Annotated in this window: 25 protein-coding genes; 11 read left to right on the forward strand and 14 right to left on the reverse strand. The window is 31.5% G+C overall.

Features of this window, described 5'->3' with window-relative positions:
• The first annotated feature begins 46 nt into the window (after positions 1 to 46).
• A complete protein-coding gene (locus ACYU7A_RS05880) occupies positions 47 to 277 on the forward strand; it encodes a hypothetical protein (protein ID WP_460574913.1) in 231 nt (76 codons plus the stop codon).
• A 32-nt stretch (positions 278 to 309) separates the two neighbouring features.
• Here ACYU7A_RS05880 and ACYU7A_RS05885 read toward each other — a convergent pair whose 3' ends face one another.
• The 3 genes from ACYU7A_RS05885 to ACYU7A_RS05895 are packed head-to-tail and all read right to left on the reverse strand — an operon-like array spanning position 310 to position 1,400.
• The gene (locus tag ACYU7A_RS05885; protein WP_460574915.1) at positions 310 to 684 is read right to left on the reverse strand and encodes a YchJ family protein; all 375 of its coding nucleotides are present in this window, start codon (positions 682 to 684) and stop codon (positions 310 to 312) included.
• A gap of 6 nt (positions 685 to 690) precedes the next feature.
• Entirely contained in the window at positions 691 to 831 is a 141-nt protein-coding gene (locus ACYU7A_RS05890; protein WP_298307608.1) for a hypothetical protein, read from the reverse strand.
• A gap of 2 nt (positions 832 to 833) precedes the next feature.
• Positions 834 to 1,400, reverse strand: coding sequence for a DUF1543 domain-containing protein (locus ACYU7A_RS05895; protein ID WP_460574917.1), 567 nt, complete (start codon positions 1,398 to 1,400; stop codon positions 834 to 836).
• An 88-nt stretch (positions 1,401 to 1,488) separates the two neighbouring features.
• Between ACYU7A_RS05895 and ACYU7A_RS05900 the strand changes: the two genes are divergently transcribed.
• Positions 1,489 to 1,998 (forward strand): hypothetical protein, encoded by a 510-nt coding sequence (locus ACYU7A_RS05900; RefSeq protein ID WP_460574919.1) that lies wholly within the window; start codon positions 1,489 to 1,491, stop codon positions 1,996 to 1,998.
• 67 nt (positions 1,999 to 2,065) lie between these two features.
• On the opposite strand, the gene ACYU7A_RS05905 is transcribed toward ACYU7A_RS05900, so the two are convergent.
• Positions 2,066 to 3,019, reverse strand: coding sequence for a TerC family protein (locus ACYU7A_RS05905; RefSeq protein WP_460574921.1), 954 nt, complete (start codon positions 3,017 to 3,019; stop codon positions 2,066 to 2,068).
• 122 nt (positions 3,020 to 3,141) lie between these two features.
• Here ACYU7A_RS05905 and ACYU7A_RS05910 point away from each other — a divergent pair, with 122 nt between their 5' ends.
• From ACYU7A_RS05910 to ACYU7A_RS05930, 5 genes are all read left to right on the forward strand, one after another.
• Entirely contained in the window at positions 3,142 to 3,759 is a 618-nt protein-coding gene (locus tag ACYU7A_RS05910; protein ID WP_460574923.1) for a T9SS type A sorting domain-containing protein, read from the forward strand.
• A 234-nt stretch (positions 3,760 to 3,993) separates the two neighbouring features.
• Positions 3,994 to 6,183: a glutamine synthetase III family protein gene (locus ACYU7A_RS05915; RefSeq protein ID WP_460574925.1), complete on the forward strand. Its 2,190-nt coding sequence runs from the start codon at positions 3,994 to 3,996 to the stop codon at positions 6,181 to 6,183.
• A gap of 109 nt (positions 6,184 to 6,292) precedes the next feature.
• A complete protein-coding gene (locus ACYU7A_RS05920) occupies positions 6,293 to 7,147 on the forward strand; it encodes an OmpA family protein (protein WP_460574927.1) in 855 nt (284 codons plus the stop codon).
• Between the two features lie 4 nt (positions 7,148 to 7,151).
• Positions 7,152 to 7,943 carry an OmpA family protein gene (locus ACYU7A_RS05925; RefSeq protein ID WP_460574929.1) on the forward strand — a complete coding sequence of 264 codons (792 nt, stop codon included), beginning with the start codon at positions 7,152 to 7,154 and terminating at the stop codon, positions 7,941 to 7,943.
• A gap of 101 nt (positions 7,944 to 8,044) precedes the next feature.
• A complete protein-coding gene (locus ACYU7A_RS05930) occupies positions 8,045 to 9,223 on the forward strand; it encodes an AIR synthase related protein (RefSeq protein ID WP_460574931.1) in 1,179 nt (392 codons plus the stop codon).
• Positions 9,224 to 9,317: 94 nt separating this feature from the next.
• Here ACYU7A_RS05930 and ACYU7A_RS05935 read toward each other — a convergent pair whose 3' ends face one another.
• From ACYU7A_RS05935 to ACYU7A_RS05950, 4 genes are all read right to left on the reverse strand, one after another.
• A complete protein-coding gene (locus tag ACYU7A_RS05935) occupies positions 9,318 to 9,701 on the reverse strand; it encodes a YbbC/YhhH family protein (RefSeq protein ID WP_460574933.1) in 384 nt (127 codons plus the stop codon).
• A gap of 60 nt (positions 9,702 to 9,761) precedes the next feature.
• Complete coding sequence (locus ACYU7A_RS05940) at positions 9,762 to 10,169, reverse strand: hypothetical protein (protein ID WP_460574935.1); 408 nt, start codon at positions 10,167 to 10,169, stop codon at positions 9,762 to 9,764.
• Between the two features lie 597 nt (positions 10,170 to 10,766).
• Entirely contained in the window at positions 10,767 to 11,051 is a 285-nt protein-coding gene (locus ACYU7A_RS05945; protein ID WP_460574936.1) for a hypothetical protein, read from the reverse strand.
• Between the two features lie 103 nt (positions 11,052 to 11,154).
• Positions 11,155 to 11,661 carry a hypothetical protein gene (locus tag ACYU7A_RS05950; RefSeq protein ID WP_460574938.1) on the reverse strand — a complete coding sequence of 169 codons (507 nt, stop codon included), beginning with the start codon at positions 11,659 to 11,661 and terminating at the stop codon, positions 11,155 to 11,157.
• A 164-nt stretch (positions 11,662 to 11,825) separates the two neighbouring features.
• Here ACYU7A_RS05950 and ACYU7A_RS05955 point away from each other — a divergent pair, with 164 nt between their 5' ends.
• Positions 11,826 to 12,254, forward strand: a complete 429-nt coding sequence (locus ACYU7A_RS05955) for a hypothetical protein (protein ID WP_460574940.1) — start codon at positions 11,826 to 11,828, stop codon at positions 12,252 to 12,254.
• A gap of 43 nt (positions 12,255 to 12,297) precedes the next feature.
• Here ACYU7A_RS05955 and ACYU7A_RS05960 read toward each other — a convergent pair whose 3' ends face one another.
• The 6 genes from ACYU7A_RS05960 to ACYU7A_RS05985 form a co-directional block, all read right to left on the reverse strand.
• A complete protein-coding gene (locus tag ACYU7A_RS05960; RefSeq protein WP_460574942.1) occupies positions 12,298 to 13,356 on the reverse strand; it encodes a peptidylprolyl isomerase in 1,059 nt (352 codons plus the stop codon).
• A gap of 32 nt (positions 13,357 to 13,388) precedes the next feature.
• Complete coding sequence (locus tag ACYU7A_RS05965) at positions 13,389 to 14,507, reverse strand: peptidylprolyl isomerase (RefSeq protein ID WP_460574944.1); 1,119 nt, start codon at positions 14,505 to 14,507, stop codon at positions 13,389 to 13,391.
• An 11-nt stretch (positions 14,508 to 14,518) separates the two neighbouring features.
• On the reverse strand, positions 14,519 to 15,073 hold the full coding sequence (gldI, locus tag ACYU7A_RS05970; RefSeq protein WP_460574946.1) for a gliding motility-associated peptidyl-prolyl isomerase GldI: 555 nt from the start codon (positions 15,071 to 15,073) through the stop codon (positions 14,519 to 14,521).
• 3 nt (positions 15,074 to 15,076) lie between these two features.
• Positions 15,077 to 16,081, reverse strand: a complete 1,005-nt coding sequence (locus ACYU7A_RS05975) for a DHH family phosphoesterase (protein WP_460574948.1) — start codon at positions 16,079 to 16,081, stop codon at positions 15,077 to 15,079.
• A gap of 62 nt (positions 16,082 to 16,143) precedes the next feature.
• Entirely contained in the window at positions 16,144 to 16,515 is a 372-nt protein-coding gene (crcB, locus tag ACYU7A_RS05980; RefSeq protein WP_460574950.1) for a fluoride efflux transporter CrcB, read from the reverse strand.
• The gene (locus ACYU7A_RS05985) at positions 16,515 to 17,192 is read right to left on the reverse strand and encodes a DUF805 domain-containing protein (RefSeq protein WP_460574952.1); all 678 of its coding nucleotides are present in this window, start codon (positions 17,190 to 17,192) and stop codon (positions 16,515 to 16,517) included. The genes crcB and ACYU7A_RS05985 overlap by 1 nt, the downstream gene beginning before the upstream one ends.
• Positions 17,193 to 17,304: 112 nt before the next feature.
• Between ACYU7A_RS05985 and guaA the strand changes: the two genes are divergently transcribed.
• The 3 genes from guaA to ACYU7A_RS06000 are packed head-to-tail and all read left to right on the forward strand — an operon-like array spanning position 17,305 to position 21,182.
• Positions 17,305 to 18,834, forward strand: coding sequence for a glutamine-hydrolyzing GMP synthase (gene guaA / locus ACYU7A_RS05990; RefSeq protein ID WP_460574954.1), 1,530 nt, complete (start codon positions 17,305 to 17,307; stop codon positions 18,832 to 18,834).
• A gap of 45 nt (positions 18,835 to 18,879) precedes the next feature.
• Positions 18,880 to 20,778, forward strand: a complete 1,899-nt coding sequence (locus ACYU7A_RS05995; RefSeq protein ID WP_460574956.1) for an amino acid ABC transporter substrate-binding protein — start codon at positions 18,880 to 18,882, stop codon at positions 20,776 to 20,778.
• Positions 20,778 to 21,182, forward strand: coding sequence for an OsmC family protein (locus ACYU7A_RS06000; protein ID WP_460574958.1), 405 nt, complete (start codon positions 20,778 to 20,780; stop codon positions 21,180 to 21,182). The genes ACYU7A_RS05995 and ACYU7A_RS06000 overlap by 1 nt, the downstream gene beginning before the upstream one ends.
• Positions 21,183 to 21,246: the final 64 nt, after the last annotated feature.

Genomic DNA, 21,246 nt, shown 5'->3' on the forward strand with positions numbered 1-21,246 from the left:
AAAATTAATATATTGTGTGCCTATTAACCAAAAAAAACTATAATCAATGAAAAATTTCGGAGGTTTTCTGGCATTGCTTGGTATTGCAGCAATAGTTATGAATTATTTGGACAGAGTGCCAAGATTGTTAATGTGGATATATAATTGGGGTGATAATGTGGCTTGGGCAATTAAAATTGGCTTAGTTGTAATTGGAGGTGCGATGTATTTATTTGGACCAAAAGACGAAGAGGATGCTCCAGAAGAAGGTAGTCCAAAAGAACCAACAGAGGAATAAATACTAAACCGAAGCTTTTGTCTTCGGTTTTTTTATTGATAGGTTCCATCAACATAAAACCAATTTCCATTTTCAAAAGTAAATGTTGAGTGTTCGTGATGAATTTGAGCTTTCAATTCGTAGTCTAGATAATATGCTTTAAAAGTAACTGTGGTTTCGGTGGAAGCTAAAACTTCTAATTTTATCCATTGGTTGCTTTTGCTCCAAGCTAAAATATCAGATTTTTTATGAAATTTTCTTGTACTTGAATGAGTTGTTGCAACTAAATAATCGGCTTCACCAGTTGCAAATGCAGAATATCTTGAACGCATTAATGCTTCAGCAGTTGCAGGTTTTTGAATTCCTTTGATGTATATTTTACAACAATTTTCAAAAGTTTTTGAACTTCCACAATAACAATTCGTCATAGAAAACTACTCTTTTTGCTCGTTAAATTTTCGCACCATTGCTTTTAGTTTTTCTTCACGTGCTGCCTTTTTTGCTTTGGCTTTGTCTTGCGCCTTATGGAGTTTGTCGTTATGCGCTTTAATGTTTTTATCTGTATTTCTGCTCATAATTAAACAATTTTATCAATTTTTAAATAGCCAATATGCAAAACATCTTCTGATGAACCTTCATCTTTTTTAGAGATAGAAATATCAAAATTATCTTTAAAAATTGGTGCTAATATTTCTTTTACATTAAAGGCATCATCTACATCAATTCCGAATTTATCATCAATGTGTGATGTTGCTCCTTTAAAAGTGCAATGTTTGTAAAAAGTTGTTGCTTTAGCTTTTTTGGAAGCTTCTGCTAATGTTTCACCTACTGCAAGAACTTTATAATGATATTCTTCAAATTCATTTTCTTTATAACCACCAAGATTGATAAAAAATAAATTATCAGAAGAAGCGATTGCTTTTCCTTTTGGAAGAATTTCAATTTGAAAATTATCCACATTTGTAACTTCTCTCCAAGCATCAATGTGAATTCTACCTTTTGCTTCTGGCCAAAAAGCCTTCATATTTGGAATTAATTCTTTCAATGATGTTCCAATTCCAAAAAAAATATCATGTTGTTCAGTGTAGCGTCCTTCTGGGCGGCAACCTAACATTATCATGTATAATTTATATTCGTTTTTCATGCTCCAAAGGTACAATTTTTTATAAAAAGAATTTTTGGCACAACAATTGAATAAGGTTAAATATCATTAATCATAAAAAATAGAAATCATGAGAAAAATTACTTTATTATTAGCATTTATCGGGATGATAAGTCTAAACAGTTGTACCGTTAACGAGGTAAGAGATACGCCGGTTGATAATGATACTATCAGTGAAGTTTTTGAAGTTACACGTTCTTTTACGCCTTCAAATAATTTTTACAATTTCATTGTTTTGCCACACACTACTTACAGTTCTGATATGATTTTAATGTATAGATTGACAAGTACATCTGGACCTGATGTTTGGAAAATGCAACCAGAAACCTATTTCTTTAATGACGGAACATTAGATTTTGGTTACGATTTTAATTTCACGCAAAATGATATTGAATTGTTCATGCATGGAAATGATTTAGGAACAGTTTCAAATAACTTCAGAATAAATCAAGTATTTAGAATAGTAATTGTTCCTGGATTTTTTGGAAAAAGCGCTTCTAATACAGTTGACTTAAACGATTACAATGCAGTTATAAAAGCATATAATATCGATGACTCTAAAGTTAAAGTATTAAAATAAAATAGATTTGGTTAGTCTATAGTTTGTTTGTTTGGATAGAGGTTGTGAGCAATTACAGCCTCTTTTTTTATGCTTCTTTTTCTTCGTCCTTAGCTTTTGATAAAGAAACCAAAATTCCTCCTAATAATGCAAGAGCTATGAATCCTAAAGAAACCCATTCTGGAAATTTGTAATGGTGAATGATTAACATTTTAATTCCGACAAAAGTCAAAATGGCAATCAAACTGTATTCTAAGTAGCTGAATTTTTCTAACATATTGGCTAGGAAAAAATACATTGAACGCAATCCAAGAATGGCAAAAATATTAGAACTAAATACTAAAAACGGATCGGAAGTAATGGCTAAAATAGCAGGTACGCTATCCATGGCAAATAATACATCCATTAATTCAATTACGATAAGAGCTACAAATAATGGTGTTGCAAAAGTGATGTTTCTTTTCTTGATGAAGAATTTCTGTCCTTCTATGTGCATTGTCACCGGAATTATTTTTCGCATATTCCTAAAAATAAATGATTTCTTCGGATTGAATTCGTCATCCTCACCTTTGAATAACATTTTGGCTGCTGTAAATATTAAAAAAGCGCCAAAAACATAAGTCATCCAACTGAATTTATTGATAAGTAAAACACCAAAATAAATCATCAAACCTCTAAAAATGATGGCGCCAAGAATTCCCCAAAACAAAACGCGATGCTGATATTTTTGTGGAATTTTAAACGATGCAAAGATTACTGCAATTACAAATATATTATCAACACTTAAAGAAAGCTCAATTAAATAACCTGTAATGTACTTCATTACAGCTAAATTGGGTGTAAGTTTTGTCGGATTATCAATATAACCATTTTGGTAAATCCAATAAACCACTCCTGAAAAAAGAAAAGAGATAGTAACAAAAATACCAGTCCATTTTCCGGCTTCTTTTGAAGATATGATATGAGGCGTTTTATTGAAAACACCTAAATCTAATGCTAAGAAAAATAAAATTGAAGCTATAAATATAATCCAAACTATCATAATTGTTTTATTTGTTGCAAAGATATCATTTTGTAAGTAATTTAAAATTGGTTTTTCATAAAGTTTGCGATTTTGTTCATGTAAATAAAAGCTATATATTTGAAAATCAATTTATATCTTCAATGAGAAAAATATATTTTATTTTAGTTGCGTTTTTTTCTGGTTTTATATCTAGCGCTCAATGTCCTGCACCATCTAATTTTATTGTTACTAATTTCAATCCTTTTGAAGCAGTTTTAAGTTGGACAGAAAACGGTACGGCTACTAGTTGGGAAGTAACATTTGACCCAAATTATAGTATTGGTTCACAACCTTCGCCAGCAGCTTGGATAGCAGCGCCAACTAATCCGTTTGTAATAAATGGTTTACCTCCAGGATGTAATGTGTTTTTTGTTAGATCTCGTTGTTCTCTTGCAAATGCAAGTACATTTGCGATTGCTGCTACTTCGGGTTGCTCGGCAACTATTTTTGATTATATTGCTACTTTATCTAATGATAGTTTTGAAAATAATGATACTAACAAACTCACATTGTTTCCAAATCCAACTAATAAAATTCTTAAATTAAATAGCGATTCATTTATAGACAAAGTAATAATTTCAGATTTCTTAGGTAAAGTTATTTTAGTGCAAACTCAAGGTACAAATGAAATAAATGTAGAAAGTCTTTCAAAAGGAATCTATATTGTTGAGGTAATTTCAGGAAAAGACACGTTTTTTAGTAAGTTTATAAAAGAGTAAACTAAATAAAATGATATAAGAACCGATAAATTTAATTATTTATCGGTTTTTTATTTAATCATAAATCCAAATTCTAAATTCCATAATAAAATATAATAAAATTGGAATTTGGAATTTAAAAAATTATAATTTATTAATTTTACCCCTAAAAAAATAGGGTATAATTATTTTTGAATGAAAATATTATTATATTTGCATCAAAATATAAGGGTATAACTTTTAAAAATTAATTTTATGTCAACTTTACGTTTTCAAGCATTAAAAGATGCATCGGCTAGAAAGCCAGTAAAATTTGAAGAAGCTGGAAGAAAATCAGCTCTTTTTGGTTCAAATGTTTTTAATGACAAAGCAATGAAGCAATTTTTGACTTCAGATGCTTATAAAGGTGTAAAAGATGCTGTCCAACATGGAACTAAAATTGACAGAAAATTAGCCGATTATATTGCAATGGGCATGAAAGAATGGGCTTTGTCAAAAGGCGTAACTCATTATACACACTGGTTTCAACCATTAACTGGAACAACTGCTGAAAAACATGATGCTTTCTTCGAAACTTCTTACGATGGTTCCGATCCAGTTGAAAAATTTGGTGGAGGTCAATTAGTACAACAAGAGCCAGATGCTTCTTCTTTCCCAAATGGTGGAATTAGAAATACTTTCGAAGCTCGTGGATATACTGCATGGGATCCAACTTCTCCAGCATTTATTTTTGGAACTACTTTATGTATTCCAACGGTTTTCATTTCTTATACAGGTGAAGCTTTAGATTATAAAACACCACTTTTACGCGCATTAAACGCTGTTGATGAAGCAGCAACTGAGGTTTGTAAATATTTTGATAAAAACGTTAAAAAAGTAACAGCAACTTTAGGTTGGGAGCAAGAATATTTCTTGGTAGATGCTTCTTTGGCAAATTCTCGTCCTGATTTAGTAATGACAGGAAGAACGTTACTTGGACACACTTCTGCAAAAGGACAACAATTAGACGACCATTATTTTGGTTCAATTCCATCTCGTGCTTTAAATTATATGAGAGAATTGGAAGAAGAATGTATGTTATTGGGAATTCCAGTTAAAACACGTCACAATGAAGTAGCTCCAAATCAATTTGAGTTGGCTCCAATTTTTGAAGAAACTAATTTAGCGGTTGATCACAACTCTTTATTAATGGATGTAATGTCAAAAGTAGGTGAGCGTCATGACTTTATGGTTCTTTTCCACGAAAAACCTTTCAAAGGTGTAAATGGTTCTGGAAAACATAATAACTGGTCGTTGGCTACAGATACTGGAGTGAATTTACTTTCTCCAAGTAAAACTCCAATGAGCAATTTGCAATTCTTGTCGTTTTTTATCAATACAATTAAAGCGGTAAATGAATATGAAGAATTACTTCGTGCAGCTATTGCAACTGCAAGTAATGACCATAGATTAGGTGCAAATGAAGCGCCACCAGCAATTATCTCTGTTTTCATTGGAGAACAATTGACAAAAGTTTTAGCTGAATTAGAAGGTGTTTCAAAAGGAAAATTATCTCCAGAAGAAAAAACCGATTTAAAATTAAACGTTGTAGGTAAAATTCCAGACGTAATGTTGGATAATACTGATAGAAATAGAACATCGCCATTCGCTTTCACAGGAAATAAATTTGAATTTAGAGCCGTTGGTTCTTCTGCAAACTGTGCTAACGCAATGACAACTTTAAATTCTATCGTTGCAAAACAATTGAAAGAATTTAAAAAAGAAGTAGATGCTTTAATTGAAACTAAAGATTTAAAGAAAGACGAAGCAATTTTCAATGTATTAAGAGAATACATCAAAGAAACTAAAAACATCCTTTTTGAAGGAGATGGATATAGTGATGCTTGGGAAAAAGAAGCTAAAAAACGTGGCTTGAGTAATCATAAAACAACTCCAACTGCTTTGAAAGCTAAAGTATCTCAAAAAGCGTTGGATTTATTCAAAGACTTAAACGTAATGAACCACGTTGAGGTAGAAGCACGTTACGAAATCGAATTGGAAGAATACACTAAAAAAATCCAAATTGAAGGAAGAGTTTTAGGTGATATCGCAAGAAATCATGTGATTCCAACAGCTATTCGTTACCAAAATACGTTGATTGAAAATGTTCGTGGATTGAAAGAAATCTTCGGAAAAGATTTTGAGAAAATCGCAAAAGAGCAAATCTCTTTGATTAAAGAAATTTCTTCACACATTGAAGGAATTAACTCTAATGTTGAAGCCATGACAGAAGCTCGTAAAAAAGCAAATGCTTTAACCGATGCTCAAAAAATGGCCGAAATGTATTGTGATAAAGTAAAACCATATTTCGAAGTTATCAGAGAACACTGCGATAAATTGGAACTTTTAGTTGATGACGAAGTTTGGACGTTGACTAAATACAGAGAATTGTTGTTTACAAGATAGTTCTTTTACAGAATAGAATATATAAAAACCTGCTATGAAATTAGCAGGTTTTTTTGTGGAACAACTTTTGCATTCTACAATTAATTTTCCGTAAATTCGTTATATGTATATGAAGAAATTATTTTTTACAGTTTTGTTTTTTGGAGTTTTATTTTTGGCCAATGCTCAAGAACAGTTTGTAGTTTATTTTGACAACAACAAATTTGAACTAAATAAAACTGAACAGGCAAAATTAGATAAATGGATTTTAGAAAATAAAACATCTAAAATTTTATCAATTACAGGTTCTACGGATGAAGTTGGTTCTAGCGGATTCAATGATACGCTTTCATTAAAACGTGTTAACTCTATTTATTCTAAAGTCAATGGGAAGATAAAAATAAGAGAAGATTTTAAAAGTATTTCTCTTGGCGAAAAAGGTGCTACTTCTCCTAATAAAGCTGAAAATAGAAAAGCAATAATTCATTATATTCTCGAAAAAGACTTAGCTCGTGAAAATGAAATATTAGGAATTAAGCCCAAAATTGTGGTTGAAGAAGAAATAGTTCCAATAGAGGAAGAAACTATGAATTTTCCAGAAGGCGCGACTTTAGAAGACAAGATTGAACTTTCTACCAAAGGAACCTTAATACGTTTGGAAGATATTAATTTTCACGTCAATACATTTGCTATAATTCCTTCATCTAAAAGAGCTATTGACGAATTGATTTATGTATTGAACAAATATCCAAAGCTAAAAATTGAAATCCAAGGACATATTTGTTGTGTAAATAAAGATGCTAGAAATCTTTCTCTAGACAGAGCTAGACAAGTAAAACGAATCTTAATGTCTGAAGGAATTGAAGATAAAAGAGTGAAAGTAAAAGGATTTGGAGTATCAAAACCTAAGTTTGCTATTCCTGAAAAAAGCGAATTTGAAGCTGCTCGAAACAGAAGAGTTGAGATAATGATTTTAGACAAATAAACTTATGAAAAAATATCTATTTCTTATTGTTTTCTTCACCTTTTTTGCGCAAGCACAAGAGAAACTCAACGTATATTTTGATTTTGACAAATACAATTTGAATGACGAAGCTGTGAGAAAAATCAATTCTTGGATTGCTGAAGGAAAAAACTATCAAGTGACCAAACTTTACGGTTTTTGCGATTGGAAAGGAACGAATACTTACAATGATACGCTGGCTTTAAAAAGAGTAAATGAAGTTTATAATTTTTTGAAAGAAAGTGATATTGAAGTTAAAAAAGATATTGAAATTCGTGGTTTTGGAGAAGATTTTGTACAATCAAAAAATCAAGGAGAGAATAGGAGGGTTACCATCATTTTTCAAGAAAAAAAGGAAATCATAGTTGCAGATAAAAAGCCAGAAATTCCAAAAGAACCTCTTAAAGACAAAGTAAAATCAGCCAAAAAAGGCGATTTAATTAAATTAGATAATATTTATTTCTATAATAATTCGGCTAAAGTGGTGCCAAAATCGGAACCAGTTTTATATGAATTGCTTTGTATTATGGTTGATAATCCTAAGTTGGTGATTGAAATTCAAGGACATATTTGTTGTAAGTCTGCGACACAAGAAGATCCAATTTCTTCGGCTCGTGCTAAAGCGGTTTACAATTATTTGATTCGAAATAAAATTGATAGAAAACGAATGACTTTCAAAGGATATGGTGTTTCGAGACCTATTCATCCAATTCCAGAGAAAAATGCTTTGGAAGAAGATGAAAATCGTAGAGTTGAAATTTTAATTGTTGAAAATTAAATATAAAAATTCTCTTCCGAAATCGGCTTTCTACAATCTTTGAATTATCTTTGCCCAACAACTAAAAACTGATATACATCAGTTCAAGCAACACACTAAAGATGAGTTCTGATAATAGCCAACGCTACGCCATGCGCGGAGTTTCTGCATCTAAAGAAGATGTGCACAATGCCATCAAAAACATTGATAAAGGATTATTCCCAAAAGCATTCTGCAAAATTGTTCCCGATTATTTAACCAACGACGACGACTATTGTTTGATAATGCACGCCGATGGTGCCGGAACAAAATCGTCTTTGGCTTATATGTATTGGAAAGAAACTGGCGATATTTCAGTTTGGAAAGGCATTGCTCAAGATGCTTTAATCATGAACATTGATGATTTACTTTGTGTAGGAGCAACCGACAATATTTTGCTTTCATCAACTATAGGAAGAAATAAAAACTTGATTCCGGCTGAGGTGATTTCGGCAATTATCAACGGAACCGAAGAATTGATTCAAGAGTTAAAATCGTTTGGTGTAACCATTCATTCTACTGGTGGAGAAACAGCTGATGTTGGCGATTTGGTAAGAACAATAATCGTTGATTCTACAGTTACGGCTCGAATGAAACGCAGCAAAGTCATTGATAATGTCAATATAAAACCTGGCGATGTAATTGTAGGAATGGCAAGTTTTGGTCAAGCCAATTATGAAAAAAGTTACAATGGCGGAATGGGAAGCAACGGATTAACATCAGCAAGACATGATGTTTTTGCAAACTATTTGGCAGACAAATTTCCAGAGAGTTTTGATAGTTCTGTTCCAAAAGATTTGGTTTATTCTGGTAATATAAAATTGACCGATGCTGTTGAAAATTCACCAATTGATGCCGGAAAATTAGTGCTTTCACCAACGCGTACTTACGCACCAATCATCAAAGCTATTTTAGATAAATATACTTCAAGTGACATTCACGGAATGGTGCATTGTTCAGGTGGAGCACAAACTAAAGTACTTCATTTTGTAGATAACGTTCATGTTATAAAAGATAATTTATTTCCAGTGCCACCTTTGTTTCAATTGATTCAAGAGCAATCTAAAACCGATTGGAAGGAAATGTACCAAGTCTTCAATTGTGGTCACCGCATGGAAGTTTATGTTCCTCAAGAAATTGCCAACGATATTATAGCTATTTCAAACTCTTTTGGTGTGGAAGCCCAAATTGTAGGCAGAGTAGAAGCAAGCGAAACTAAAAAACTAACTATCGAAAGTGAGTTTGGGAAGTTTGAGTATTAGTTATTTGTAAGAATGGAAATTAATACGCAAAGTCAGGAGACATTTGCGAAGCATTTATAAAATAGAAATCTTTGCATAGCATAGAAGCGCTTTCTTATTTTCCGTGAGTTATTCTAATCACTTTACCATTTCTTCCGTCAATTATGATTAAAAAAGTTCCGCCAACAAAATCCTCAGGTAAAACACCTGAAATAATCCAATGGTTATTTATTAAGTAGATTTCATAGGGTTTTTGTTCTTCAATTTGCTCCTTTCCATAAATACTGAATAAAATTGGTTCAGCAACTTTTATAGCAGTTAAACTATCTTTTATTAGTAAGCTTTTATTGTCAACAACATTATGTTCTTTATTGTTACGTAGTGTAATTTTTAATTCTTCTTCTGCATTTTTTCTGCCAAGTAATTCATTTTCTTTATTTGTTTGACCATAAGAATTTAGAACTAAAAGCAAAATCAAAAGTGGGATAATTTTTTTCATTTTTTTGTACTTTCAAATAAAACACCTAATTTTTTAAAATCGCTGATATCAGTAGTTTTCTTATTTAACTTTTATTAGTTTGTCTTGATTACCCATTTTATCAAATTCAATTAAAGTATCTTTATTTATTTTGTAATCAAATCTATATTTATCTGTTAAAATTGAAATTCTAGTGCTATCCACAAAGTCTAATTTCGCTTTTGAATTGTACAGCCAATACCTTTCTTTTTTAATAGAGTCAATAAGTGCTTTTCTGTCCACAAATTCCGTATAACTTACATTCGAATTGCTTTCAATTTCTAATATTTTAAAACCTTTATTATTATGGCAAATCCAAGTTCCTATCACATTTGAGATTAACTTCTTTTCCTTTTTTTGATTTTTTTGAGTATTCTTTATTTCTACTTTTCGATTTTCGGTACAACTATAAAATAGAATAACAAATACAATAATAATAATCTTATTCATCTTAATAAGGTTTATTTTTCAAAATGGATGGTCAACGTGTCTTGGCTTCAAGAAGTTTCGATAGGCTTATACCAAGCCTTCACAAATATAGATAAAACTTTAAATTAAAAACCTTTCCAATTTCTGATAAATCTCGTGCATCTCCATTTCTTGAAACAGATGTTAGCGGTAGTTTTTTTAATTCTTCAGTTTCTTTTTAATTATTAATTCTCCTAAATTTGAAATACTCACTAATTATCAAGGCCCAAACAGGAAATAAAAGAGCTGAAATATATAGAAAAAGGTAACTATCATTATCATCAAATAAATAAAATATAATTATCATTGAATTTATAAGAGGCAGTAAAATGAAAGATAAAAGAATTAATATGTTATTCTGAATTATTCTTTTAAAAAGATTGAGAAATATAGTTATAGAGGCCAATGATATTAAAAATGAAAGTGCAGAAAGTAGTATTTCTGTAAAAAATGGCATATAGCAATTTCTCATTCTTTCTCCACGTTCAATAATAAAATTATGAATTATAAAAGTCAATGAGAAAGTTAATAAAATGCTGTATTTGTTAATTCTAAAAAAAGATTTTAATAAGTATTTTTTCATTTATTATTATTTTGTTCAATTTTTTCACTTTCTGGCTGTTTTGGATTTCTACCACGTTCCCAACCAGTGATAAAAATATATAAAATACAAACTAACAAAAACAATACAATTGCTATTATGATTAATGCCTTTTTGGTAGTTGAAAGTTTAGAATTATTTAATATATAGAATATTGGAACAATTATTAAAATAAGAGCTAATATTATAATTCCCATGTTGTATTCGAGTGTTGTTGAAATTACCACTAACGTTTCGCAGCTACAAGAAGTTGCGTACTTCATTCACTGTCAATTACAAATATAGACAAAACTTTGATTCAACAATTACCATTTCTGATAAATCCCATGCCTAGCAATTTCTTGTAACTGCTGTTAGCAGTAGCTTTTATTCTACTTTAACTGATAATTTTCCAATTGGAATCGTTTTACCGTAATTATATTCATAAACATTATATTTTACAGTTTTACCAACTCTAATTCCCATTTGCGAAATTGGGAAAACTCTTGATTTTTCAATTGTATCATTATCAATTATTGCGTCGCAGACTTTCATTTCACATTTCCAACTCTGTGAATTCTTACATTCAAATCTTAATTTGCTATAATCTTTATCTTCAACTTTGTAATTAAATATAAACCCAAAATAGTTCACGTCATATTGTTTTTCAACCCAAATATCATTTTCGTTTATTATTTTTTTCAGTACAAGGTTTGTAGTATCATATTCAATTCTCAGATTATCTTTTTTAAATAGTTCTCTTTTTTTAGAATCAATTTTATCTTGTGAACAAAAGCTAGTTGTATAAGTTATTCTACCATTTAACAAAATGTAACTTGTCAAAAGATAAAGACCAAACAATAAAATGATTACAATAAATATTTTCTTCATCATAAATTTACGTGTTGAATTTTAGCACGATTTTTTCTAAAGTTACTGCTAACTAATGTATAGTCGCTATAAAAGTGGAAACCCTCACAACAACTTCCGTAAAAATACCAAAACTTCTTTAACTTCTTAAAAAAACTTTGCGACCTTTGTGGTTAAATACAGATGAGATGAAATTAAACCCAAAAAACGGAATCGATAGTTTGCTTTTCGGAATGAAGCAACAAGATGTAACGTCACTTTATGGCGCTCCAGATAAGAAATTTGAAGACGATGACAGCAATATAATCTTTTTATACAACCAACATAAACTGCGCTTAACGTTCTATGAAGATGAAGATTTTCGTTTGGGTTATATCATCACTTCCAATGAAAATGCAACCTTGTTAGACAAAAAAGTAATTGGATGTAATGTAAAAAGTCTAATTGCCGATTTACCTTTCAAATCTTGGGAGAAAGAAGATTTCGATTCAACCGAAAATCATTTTAATGAAAGCAATTGGCTAACATTACAATCGGAATTTGATGTAGTTATAAGAATCGAATTAGGAGCCATTATAAAAGATAACGACGAGTTTGATTGGAAGTTTAAAAAGTAAAAGCAATAAAAAACCCTCAATAAATGAGGGTTTTTGTATTTTGTTAGTTATTGATTTTTAGTAATTCTACTTCAAAAATCAAATCGGTTTTTGGAGGAATTACACCACCAGCACCTCTTTCTCCATAAGCTAATTTATAAGGAATAAAAAATTTGTATTTAGCACCTTCTTTCATCAATTGAACACCTTCTGTCCAACCAGGAATAACTTGGTTCAATCCAAAATCAATTGGTTGACCTCTTTGAACGCTACTGTCAAAAACTTTTCCGTCAAGGAAAGTTCCAGTGTAATGAACTTTTACATTACTAGTAGCCGTTGGATTTGCACCAGTTCCTTCTTTAATAACAATATATTTTATTCCGCTAGCTGTAGTTTTTCCTTTTTCGTCAAATTCTTTTAAAAGTAAAGCATTGGCAGCAGCTCTTTCTGCAGCTTCTTTAGCTTCTTCAGCAGCTTTATTAGTAAAATATTCTTCAAATACTTTAGGAGCATCGAACTTTAAAGCTTCTTGACCTTTTCTTACGATAGTCATTTTAGTTATAACATCGTTTTGCTCAATAGCATTCACAGCGTCCATTCCAGTTACAACAGAACCGAAAACCGTGTGAGCACCATTTAAATGAGGTGTCTCTTTGTGGGTAATGAAGAATTGCGAACCATTAGTTTTTGGTCCAGAATTAGCCATAGAAAGAATTCCGCCTTTGTCATGTTTTAAATCGGTAAATTCATCTTTAAAAGCATATCCAGGTCCACCTGTACCATTTCCAAGTGGATCACCACCTTGTATCATGAAATCTTTAATTACTCTGTGGAATTTCAATCCATCATAGAATTTTTTTCCTTTGTAAGTTTCAGAAACCTTTGGATTAGTACCTTCAGCCAAAGAAATAAAGTTAGCAACGGTTACCGGAGTTTTTTTGTACTCTAATCGAAGTACGATTTTACCTTTTGTTGTTTCAATCTCTGCAAAAATTCCATCATTAGGATTTGCTGCTTTTGTAACTGCTTCTGTCAAAGCTTTTTTAGACGTTTTCTTCTTCTTAGTTTGAGCATTCGAAATTGTTAATCCTAAAAAGAATAACAACATGATTTTTAATTTCATTTTCATTGTTCTAGTTTTAATCGGTTTTTTAATTATAGTTTTTCTAATATTTCAACTTCAAAAATAATATTTGCATTCGGTGGAATTACATCTCCAGCACCATTTTCTCCATAACCTATGTTAGAAGGAATAAATAAAATGGCTTTATCTCCAATATTCAATAAAGACAATCCTTCTTCAAATCCGGGAATAGCAGCACCTTTAGAACCACATTGAAATGGCAATGGGCTATAACCATTTTGTGAAGCACGTTGCGGATCTAACTTTCCAAAAGCATTTGCTATTTCTGCTGAGCTGGTATCAAATAATGTTCCATTCTCTAAAAATCCTGCATAACTAACAAATATTTGAGAGCCAGCTATCGGTTTTTTACCAGTTCCTTTCTTTAATATAGTATATTGTAAACCAGAAGGTAATTTTGTTGAAGCGGCTTTTTGTTCTGCAAAAAAGGCAATTTTATCTGTAACGGATTTTTTTAGCGCAGCTGCATCAATAGCGGCTTGCTTTTTCTGTTTTTCAGATTCTACTTTAAAGTAATCGCTGAATACTTTTACAGCATCAAACTTTTTAGCAGCTTCTCCTTTACGAATGATTTTTACAGAATTTATAGCATCGTTTTGAACAACAGTATTCACGACTTCCATTCCGTTTTCTACAACGTGACCAAAAATAGTGTGTCTTCCATCCAGCCAAGGAGTTTCTTTAATAGTGATGAAAAATTGGCTACTATTTGTTGCAGGACCAGAATTTGCCATTGCTAATAATCCACCTTTATTGAATTTTAAATCGGTAATTTCATCTTTAAATTTATAACCACAATCACCAGAACCATTCCCAAGTGGATCACCACCTTGAATCATAAAGTCTTCGGCATCACCATTACATTTAGAAATAACTCTGTGAAATAACAAATTGTCATATAATGGTTTGTCTTTCAAATTTTCTGAAACAAACGAATTGGTTCCTTCTGCTAAAGTCACAAAATTTGCTACTGTAATAGGTGTTTTTTCATATTCCAATGCTACTAAAATAGTTCCTTTTGAGGTTTCAATTTCTGCGTATAATCCGTCTTTTAAGTTGGTGTGTTCGTCTTTACATCCTACAAAAAACGTTGTAATAACTGCTAATAGTAAAATTATTCTCTTTTTCATTTCTGTTTAATCTATTGTTTGTTTTCGGGTTTAAAATCGTTTAAAGTTACTGTGCAAATTAATGGTTCGTTAGTTCCAATTCTTCTGTCGTCACCATGATAACCAAAGGCTAGGTGAGAAGGAAATAAAAAAGTCACCGTTTCTTTTTTGCGCATTTGTTTTATACCATGGCGTAAACCAGACATGATGTTTTGTTTGTCAACCAAATAAGTTTGTGGTTTAAGTTCAAGTTGAGAATAAATAACATTTCCAGCAATATCTTTGATTTCGTAATCAAAAAAGGCAACATCACCTTTTTTAGGACGCAAAGTATCGCTGTCATTTTTTACATCATAATGGTACCAATATCCTTTTTGGGAAGTCAAATACTTAATTTGAGGATTGCTTTTGATGATAGAATCGATCTGCTTTTCTTCACCTTTAATCAATTTTTTGTTGCGCTCCACAGATTCATTCATGAAAGCTCCAGAATTTCTTGAAATTGGCATTCTTGCTTGTTGCTCTTTACAACCAATTAAGGTTAAAAGAACAAAGATAAAAACAACGCTAAATTTTATATTTCTCATAATTTATAGTTCAATTTTAGAAATTATTTGTTCAAATTTCTTTATAGTATTGGCCAATGAATCATACGATTTTCCTCCAGCAGCATTGATATGTCCACCACCGCTAAAATGGTCTCTCGCAAATTGGTTTACATCAAAATCGCCTTGCGAACGAAACGAAATTTTAATGATATTCTCGTCTCTATGTTCGATGAAAATGGCTGCAAAAACGATACCTTTTATAGTCAAACCATAGTTAACGATTCCTTCAGTGTCACCTTTTACGTATTTAAATTCGTCTAATTCCTTTTGCGATAACGAAATATAAGAAGTTTTCTTATCGAAAAGTACTTTCATATTCTGCAAAGCTCTTCCCAATAATTGTAATCTATCATAAGAATTATTGTCGAAAAGTAAATTCGGAATTTCAGTATTTTCAACACCTAAATCAATGAATTCAGCAACAATTCTATGCGTAGTTCCTGTTGTTTTTGGAAATCTAAAACCTCCAGAATCTGTTAGAATTCCTGTGTAAAGACAAGTTGCAATAGTTTTATCAATAAGGTTTTTTTGATTCAAATATCCAATGAAATTGTAAATCATTTCACAAGTCGAACCAAATGAAGTATCTGAATAAGTGAACGTTGCATACGAATCAGGTAATTGATGATGATCAATCATTATCATTGGAGCAGAAAGTTTGCTTAAAACTTGTTCCATTTCACCAGTTCTGTGCAAAGCATTGAAGTCTAAAGTGAAAACCAGTTCGGCTTCGTTAAGAATTTTAGTGCAATTAACTCTGTCATTTTCATAAACCAAAACTGTTTCAGACGAAGGTAACCATGCTAGAAATTCAGGGAATTCATTCGGCGCGATTACTACAGGTTGATGATTTAATTTTAATAAAAAATGATACAAACCAAGCGTCGAACCCATGGCATCACCATCGGGACTTCGGTGTGGAATAATTGCAATTTTCTTTGGAGAAGCCAATAATTGTTGAATGGCTAAAATGTCTTTTTCGTTCATAGGTTGCGAAAATACTAAAAATTAACACAATCACTATACAGATTAACACAGAATTTAAAGTTTTATTTAGAAACAAAAAGTCCTAACCAAACCGCAAATATTCCTAACAAAACACTTAAAGCAATATAGCCAAAAGCTAACAAGGAATTATTGTTTTGAAACAAAGTATAATTTTCAAATCCAAAGGTGGAAAAAGTAGTATAACCTCCACAGAATCCTGTGATTAAAAACCATTTTAAATTGCTATTTGCTAAATTGTTTTTCTCTAAAATTCCAATCAATAATCCAATTAAAAAGCAACCTAAAATATTAGTAATAAATGTTGCCAACGGAAAATGATTTGCCCAATATTTATTGACAAAAACAGATGTTAAGTAGCGTAAAACACTGCCTATAGCACCTCCAATAGCAATATAAAGAATTGTTTTAAGCATTAAAATTGAAAATTACCTGAAGTCGAAGCGAAAGCTTTTACAAATTCATAGAAACCGTATATCATATAAAGTGCAGAACCTACAAGAAGTATGATTTTCCATTTGTAGTTTCTAACGCATAGGGATAAAAAGATGGGTAAAAATATCCATAAAATAGTGCTGAACAGATTAAAATATTTATAGATTGGATTTTCATAAAACCTTTCTGATGAACTTACAATAATGCTCCAAATAATTTTACTTAAAAATATCCAAAGTAAATAGGATATAAGAATAGTTGTTGAAGTTTTGCTATCTTGAATAAATTCATCAATATCAGAATTTACAGGTTTATCACCATAATCATTTTCTTCGTCTTCACCTTTTGTGCAATATAATGCGATAAGATATAGTCCAGCTAAAGGAATTAATCCTAAAAATAAATAACTACCGCTTTTACCAACGTCATGTAATCGTCTTACGGCTATTGAAAGTGAAGGAATGATGCTAAAAAGGAAATAAAGAATATAAAGAGGTCCAATTAAATGGCCATCAAAATTGATTTCAAAGGATAAATCAAGGCAAAAGAAAAATAGAGCAAACATCAAGTTAAATAAGCCAAACATCCAATATTCCGTTCGACTTGCACGATCTTCAAAGTTGGCGTAATTTCTAATTGCGTGTAAATACCATTTCATAGTTTATGTCTTTATATTGTTTTCAAAAGTAATGAAATTTATTTACCAAATAAAAACTACTATTTTATCAAAACCGCTTTTTATTTTCTACTAAAAAATAGTACTTTTGCGCATGCAACACAACGTACTTATTTTAGATTTCGGCTCGCAATACACACAACTTATTGCTCGTCGCGTTCGCGAATTAAATATATTCTGCGAAATTTTTCCTTACAATCATTATCCAACTGATTTATCGTCTTACAAAGCGGTTATTCTTGGTGGAAGCCCTTACTCGGTGCGCTCAGAAGATGCTTTGCAAATCGATTTGTCCGAAATTAGAGGTAAATTACCTTTGCTTGCCGTGTGTTATGGTGCGCAATATTTAGCTCATTTTTCAGGTGGAGAAGTAGCTGCTTCCAATATCAGAGAATACGGAAGAGCCAATTTATCATACATTAAAGAAGATGAAGTTTTCTTCGAAAATGTAAACCTCAATTCACAAGTTTGGATGAGCCATAGTGACACCATTAAACACTTACCAACCAACGGTGTCAAACTAGCCAGTACCAACGACGTAGAAAATGCGGCTTACAAAATTGAAGGCGAAACTACTTACGCCATTCAGTTTCATCCAGAAGTATATCACTCAACTGATGGAAAACAAATGCTTGAGAATTTCTTAGTAAAAATCGCAGAAGTTCCTCAAAATTTTACACCAAATGCTTTTGTTGACGATTGCGTTAGAGACTTACAAGAAAAAGTAGGAAATGATAAAGTAGTTTTAGGACTTTCAGGAGGCGTAGATTCTACTGTAGCAGCAGTTTTATTGAACAAAGCTATTGGTAAAAATCTATACTGTATCTTCGTTAATAATGGTTTGTTACGTAAGAATGAATTCGAAAACGTACTTCACCAATACAAAGATATGGGCTTAAATGTGAAAGGCGTTGATGCTTCGGCACGTTTTTTGGAGGCTTTGGCAGGAGTTGATGATCCAGAAACGAAACGTAAAATTATTGGAAATGCTTTTATAGAAGTTTTTGATGATGAAGCTCACAAAATTGAAGATGTAACTTGGTTAGCACAAGGAACGATTTATCCCGATGTAATCGAATCGGTTTCGGTAAAAGGTCCAAGTGCCACTATTAAATCACATCACAATGTTGGCGGTTTGCCAGATTTTATGAAATTGAAAATTGTGGAACCACTTCGAATGTTATTTAAAGATGAAGTGCGAAGAGTTGGAGCAACTTTAGGGATTGATCCTGAATTGTTAGGAAGACATCCATTTCCTGGTCCGGGATTATCGATTAGAATATTAGGTGATATTACACCAGAAAAAGTACGTATCTTGCAAGAAGTTGATGCTGTGTTTATTAACGGATTAAAAGAACACGGATTGTACGATAAAGTATGGCAAGCAGGAGCGATTTTGCTTCCAGTAAATAGTGTAGGAGTAATGGGCGATGAGCGTACTTACGAAAAAGTAGTAGCACTTCGAGCAGTAGAATCTACCGACGGAATGACAGCTGATTGGGTACATTTACCATATGAGTTTTTGATGAAAATCTCAAACGAAATCATCAATAAAGTGAAAGGTGTGAATAGAGTTGTATATGATATTAGCTCGAAACCACCAGCAACTATTGAATGGGAATAAATCAGTTGGCATTGTTCAGTCTGAATTTGAAATAAATAAAAAGATATGTTTAAAAAAGGTATTTACATTTTAGTATTGATGTTTGCGACTTCTGTTTTCGGACAGAATTATATTAAGCACAAAGTGGCTAAAGGAGAAACGATTACTCAAATTGCACAAAAGTACAAAGTGACACCTTACGATATCTATAAGTTAAATCCAGATTCGCAAAGCGGAATTCAACCAGATGCTATTTTACTTATTCCTAAAAGTATTGAAAAAGTAACTTCAAATGAAGTTCCATTTAAGGAAAAAACATACACAGTAAAATCGAAAGAAACTCTTTATAGTATTGCAAAAGAGAATAATGTAGAAATTTCAGATTTAGAAGAAGCTAACCCATTTTTGAAAACTGCTGGATTGCAACCTGGACAAGTTTTGAAAATAATGAAGTATGAAGAGCCACCAAAAGTGCAAATGGGAACTAAGATACTCTCTACTCATGAGGTAGTTGCAGGTGATACAAAATACAGTATTTCCAAAAAATACGGAATTTCTGTAGAAGAACTAGAAAAGCAAAATCCAGAAATAAAAGACAATCTTCCAGTTGGTTTTAAATTGAAAATAAACAGCAGTGAGAAAGCTGTTGCTCCAACTGAAGTAGTAAAACCTAAAACAGTAGCTTATCAAGGAAATACTTTAGAATATACTGTAAAATCAGGCGAAACGATGTACAGTTTAACCAAACTTTTAGGTCTATCGGAAGCTTCATTAATTGGTTTAAATCCAAGTTTGAAAGAAGGTGTTAAAGAAGGTATGATTCTTAAAGTTCCAGCAACACTTTCATTTTCAAAAGAAACTAAAAACAGTTTGAAAGACTTGACAAAATCTGTTTCAAGCCAAAAAAGAAAAGAATTAGTCTTGTTTTTACCTTTCAATGCTTCTAAGATTCAAAACGATACGGTTACTTCAATATCAGAACGATTAAAGAAAGATAAATTTCTAAATATGACTTTAGATTTTTATGCAGGAGCTTTAATGGCCATAGATTCCGCTAAAGTTCTCGGAATGAATTTGAATATTAAAATATACGATTCTCAAGAAACCAAAAATTCAACTAGTGCTCTTTCGGTTATTTCTAATAATGATTTTTCATCAACAGATGCAGTTATTGGTCCGTTCTATCAAGTAAATGTAGAAAAAGTAGCAGATGCTCTAGAGAACAAAAATATTCCAGTAATTTCACCATTGTCACGAGATGAAGGAAAATCATATAAGAATTTGTTTCAATCGATGCCTCATGCTGATGCTGTTAAAGGTGCAATGTTTAGTTACATGCAATCCAAAAACGGAAATATAATCGCAGTAATTGATCCTAAAAAAACTTCAATAAAAGAATATATTCAAGATTTTCAAAAGGATGTTAAAGTAGTTGGTCTTTCTGACAAAGGTGGATTTGTAGCCGATAGTATTAAAAAACATTTTGTAAAAGACAGAATAAATTATGTTGTAATGGCTTCCGAAAAAACCGGAACTATTTTTACAACAACATCAGCAATGTCGAGTGTTATGAAAGACTATCAAGTGCAATTGGTAATTTTAGAACCAAACGAAACTTTAGATTTTGAAGAAATAGCCTTATCTCGATTAACAAAATTAAAAATGGCTTATCCTTCAGCAACAAAAGACAACGATTCTGATGAAGCACAAAAATTTGAGAGAGCTTTCAAAAAGAAAAATAAAATACTTCCAAATCAGTACGCTGTTCGAGGTTTTGATTTAACATTTGATACAATGCTGCGATTAGCACAAGACAAACCTTTTGAAGAATCTATCAATGATGATGCAACAGAACAAGTGGAAAGTAAGTTTGACTACGCCAAGAAAATTTCAGGCGGTTACACTAATAATGGTATTTACATTCTTTACTACGACGAAGATTTAACAATAAAACAAGCTCAATAATGGCAACTTCCAAAGTAACTTATTTAGGAGATTTACGCACTTCTTCCATTCATTTACAATCAGGTTCTGAGATTATTTCAGATGCACCAATTGATAACAACGGAAAAGGAGAAGCATTTTCTCCAACAGACACCGTTGCCAATGGTTTAGCTAGTTGCATGTTCACCGTTATGGGAATAAAAGCGCGCGATTTAGAAGTAGATTTTTCAAATTCAACAGCGGAAGTAACCAAAATCATGGGAACCGAACCAAGAAGAATCACCGAAATTCATGTTACTTTTAATATGAATGTTATTGTCGACGATAAAACCAAAACCATACTAGAAAGAACAGCAATGACTTGCCCAGTTTTTTATAGTTTACATCCAGATATTAAGAAAGAAATTGTTTTTAATTGGAAGTGATATTAGAATAAAGAAAATAGAACATAGAATATAGATGTTCTAAAAAAGTCTATATTCTATTATC

The sequence above is a fragment of the Flavobacterium koreense genome, assembly GCF_054776075.1.

What these genes read in the sequence shown, in the direction of transcription:
- ACYU7A_RS05900 (WP_460574919.1), top strand. Translation starts at nt 1,489, where the DNA reads ATGAGAAAAATTACTTTATTATTAGCATTTATCGGGATGATAAGTCTA.
- ACYU7A_RS05960 (WP_460574942.1), bottom strand. Translation starts at nt 13,356, where the DNA reads ATGAAATTAAAAATCATGTTGTTATTCTTTTTAGGATTAACAATTTCG.
- ACYU7A_RS05985 (WP_460574952.1), bottom strand. Translation starts at nt 17,192, where the DNA reads ATGAAATGGTATTTACACGCAATTAGAAATTACGCCAACTTTGAAGAT.
- ACYU7A_RS05995 (WP_460574956.1), top strand. Translation starts at nt 18,880, where the DNA reads ATGTTTAAAAAAGGTATTTACATTTTAGTATTGATGTTTGCGACTTCT.
- ACYU7A_RS05955 (WP_460574940.1), top strand. Translation starts at nt 11,826, where the DNA reads ATGAAATTAAACCCAAAAAACGGAATCGATAGTTTGCTTTTCGGAATG.
- gldI (WP_460574946.1), bottom strand. Translation starts at nt 15,073, where the DNA reads ATGAGAAATATAAAATTTAGCGTTGTTTTTATCTTTGTTCTTTTAACC.
- ACYU7A_RS05920 (WP_460574927.1), top strand. Translation starts at nt 6,293, where the DNA reads ATGAAGAAATTATTTTTTACAGTTTTGTTTTTTGGAGTTTTATTTTTG.
- ACYU7A_RS05925 (WP_460574929.1), top strand. Translation starts at nt 7,152, where the DNA reads ATGAAAAAATATCTATTTCTTATTGTTTTCTTCACCTTTTTTGCGCAA.
- ACYU7A_RS05915 (WP_460574925.1), top strand. Translation starts at nt 3,994, where the DNA reads ATGTCAACTTTACGTTTTCAAGCATTAAAAGATGCATCGGCTAGAAAG.
- ACYU7A_RS05880 (WP_460574913.1), top strand. Translation starts at nt 47, where the DNA reads ATGAAAAATTTCGGAGGTTTTCTGGCATTGCTTGGTATTGCAGCAATA.
- ACYU7A_RS05885 (WP_460574915.1), bottom strand. Translation starts at nt 684, where the DNA reads ATGACGAATTGTTATTGTGGAAGTTCAAAAACTTTTGAAAATTGTTGT.
- ACYU7A_RS05895 (WP_460574917.1), bottom strand. Translation starts at nt 1,400, where the DNA reads ATGAAAAACGAATATAAATTATACATGATAATGTTAGGTTGCCGCCCA.
- ACYU7A_RS05975 (WP_460574948.1), bottom strand. Translation starts at nt 16,081, where the DNA reads ATGAACGAAAAAGACATTTTAGCCATTCAACAATTATTGGCTTCTCCA.
- ACYU7A_RS05945 (WP_460574936.1), bottom strand. Translation starts at nt 11,051, where the DNA reads ATGAAGTACGCAACTTCTTGTAGCTGCGAAACGTTAGTGGTAATTTCA.
- ACYU7A_RS06000 (WP_460574958.1), top strand. Translation starts at nt 20,778, where the DNA reads ATGGCAACTTCCAAAGTAACTTATTTAGGAGATTTACGCACTTCTTCC.
- ACYU7A_RS05950 (WP_460574938.1), bottom strand. Translation starts at nt 11,661, where the DNA reads ATGATGAAGAAAATATTTATTGTAATCATTTTATTGTTTGGTCTTTAT.
- ACYU7A_RS05930 (WP_460574931.1), top strand. Translation starts at nt 8,045, where the DNA reads ATGAGTTCTGATAATAGCCAACGCTACGCCATGCGCGGAGTTTCTGCA.
- ACYU7A_RS05890 (WP_298307608.1), bottom strand. Translation starts at nt 831, where the DNA reads ATGAGCAGAAATACAGATAAAAACATTAAAGCGCATAACGACAAACTC.
- crcB (WP_460574950.1), bottom strand. Translation starts at nt 16,515, where the DNA reads ATGCTTAAAACAATTCTTTATATTGCTATTGGAGGTGCTATAGGCAGT.
- ACYU7A_RS05910 (WP_460574923.1), top strand. Translation starts at nt 3,142, where the DNA reads ATGAGAAAAATATATTTTATTTTAGTTGCGTTTTTTTCTGGTTTTATA.
- guaA (WP_460574954.1), top strand. Translation starts at nt 17,305, where the DNA reads ATGCAACACAACGTACTTATTTTAGATTTCGGCTCGCAATACACACAA.
- ACYU7A_RS05940 (WP_460574935.1), bottom strand. Translation starts at nt 10,169, where the DNA reads ATGAATAAGATTATTATTATTGTATTTGTTATTCTATTTTATAGTTGT.
- ACYU7A_RS05965 (WP_460574944.1), bottom strand. Translation starts at nt 14,507, where the DNA reads ATGAAAAAGAGAATAATTTTACTATTAGCAGTTATTACAACGTTTTTT.
- ACYU7A_RS05935 (WP_460574933.1), bottom strand. Translation starts at nt 9,701, where the DNA reads ATGAAAAAAATTATCCCACTTTTGATTTTGCTTTTAGTTCTAAATTCT.
- ACYU7A_RS05905 (WP_460574921.1), bottom strand. Translation starts at nt 3,019, where the DNA reads ATGATAGTTTGGATTATATTTATAGCTTCAATTTTATTTTTCTTAGCA.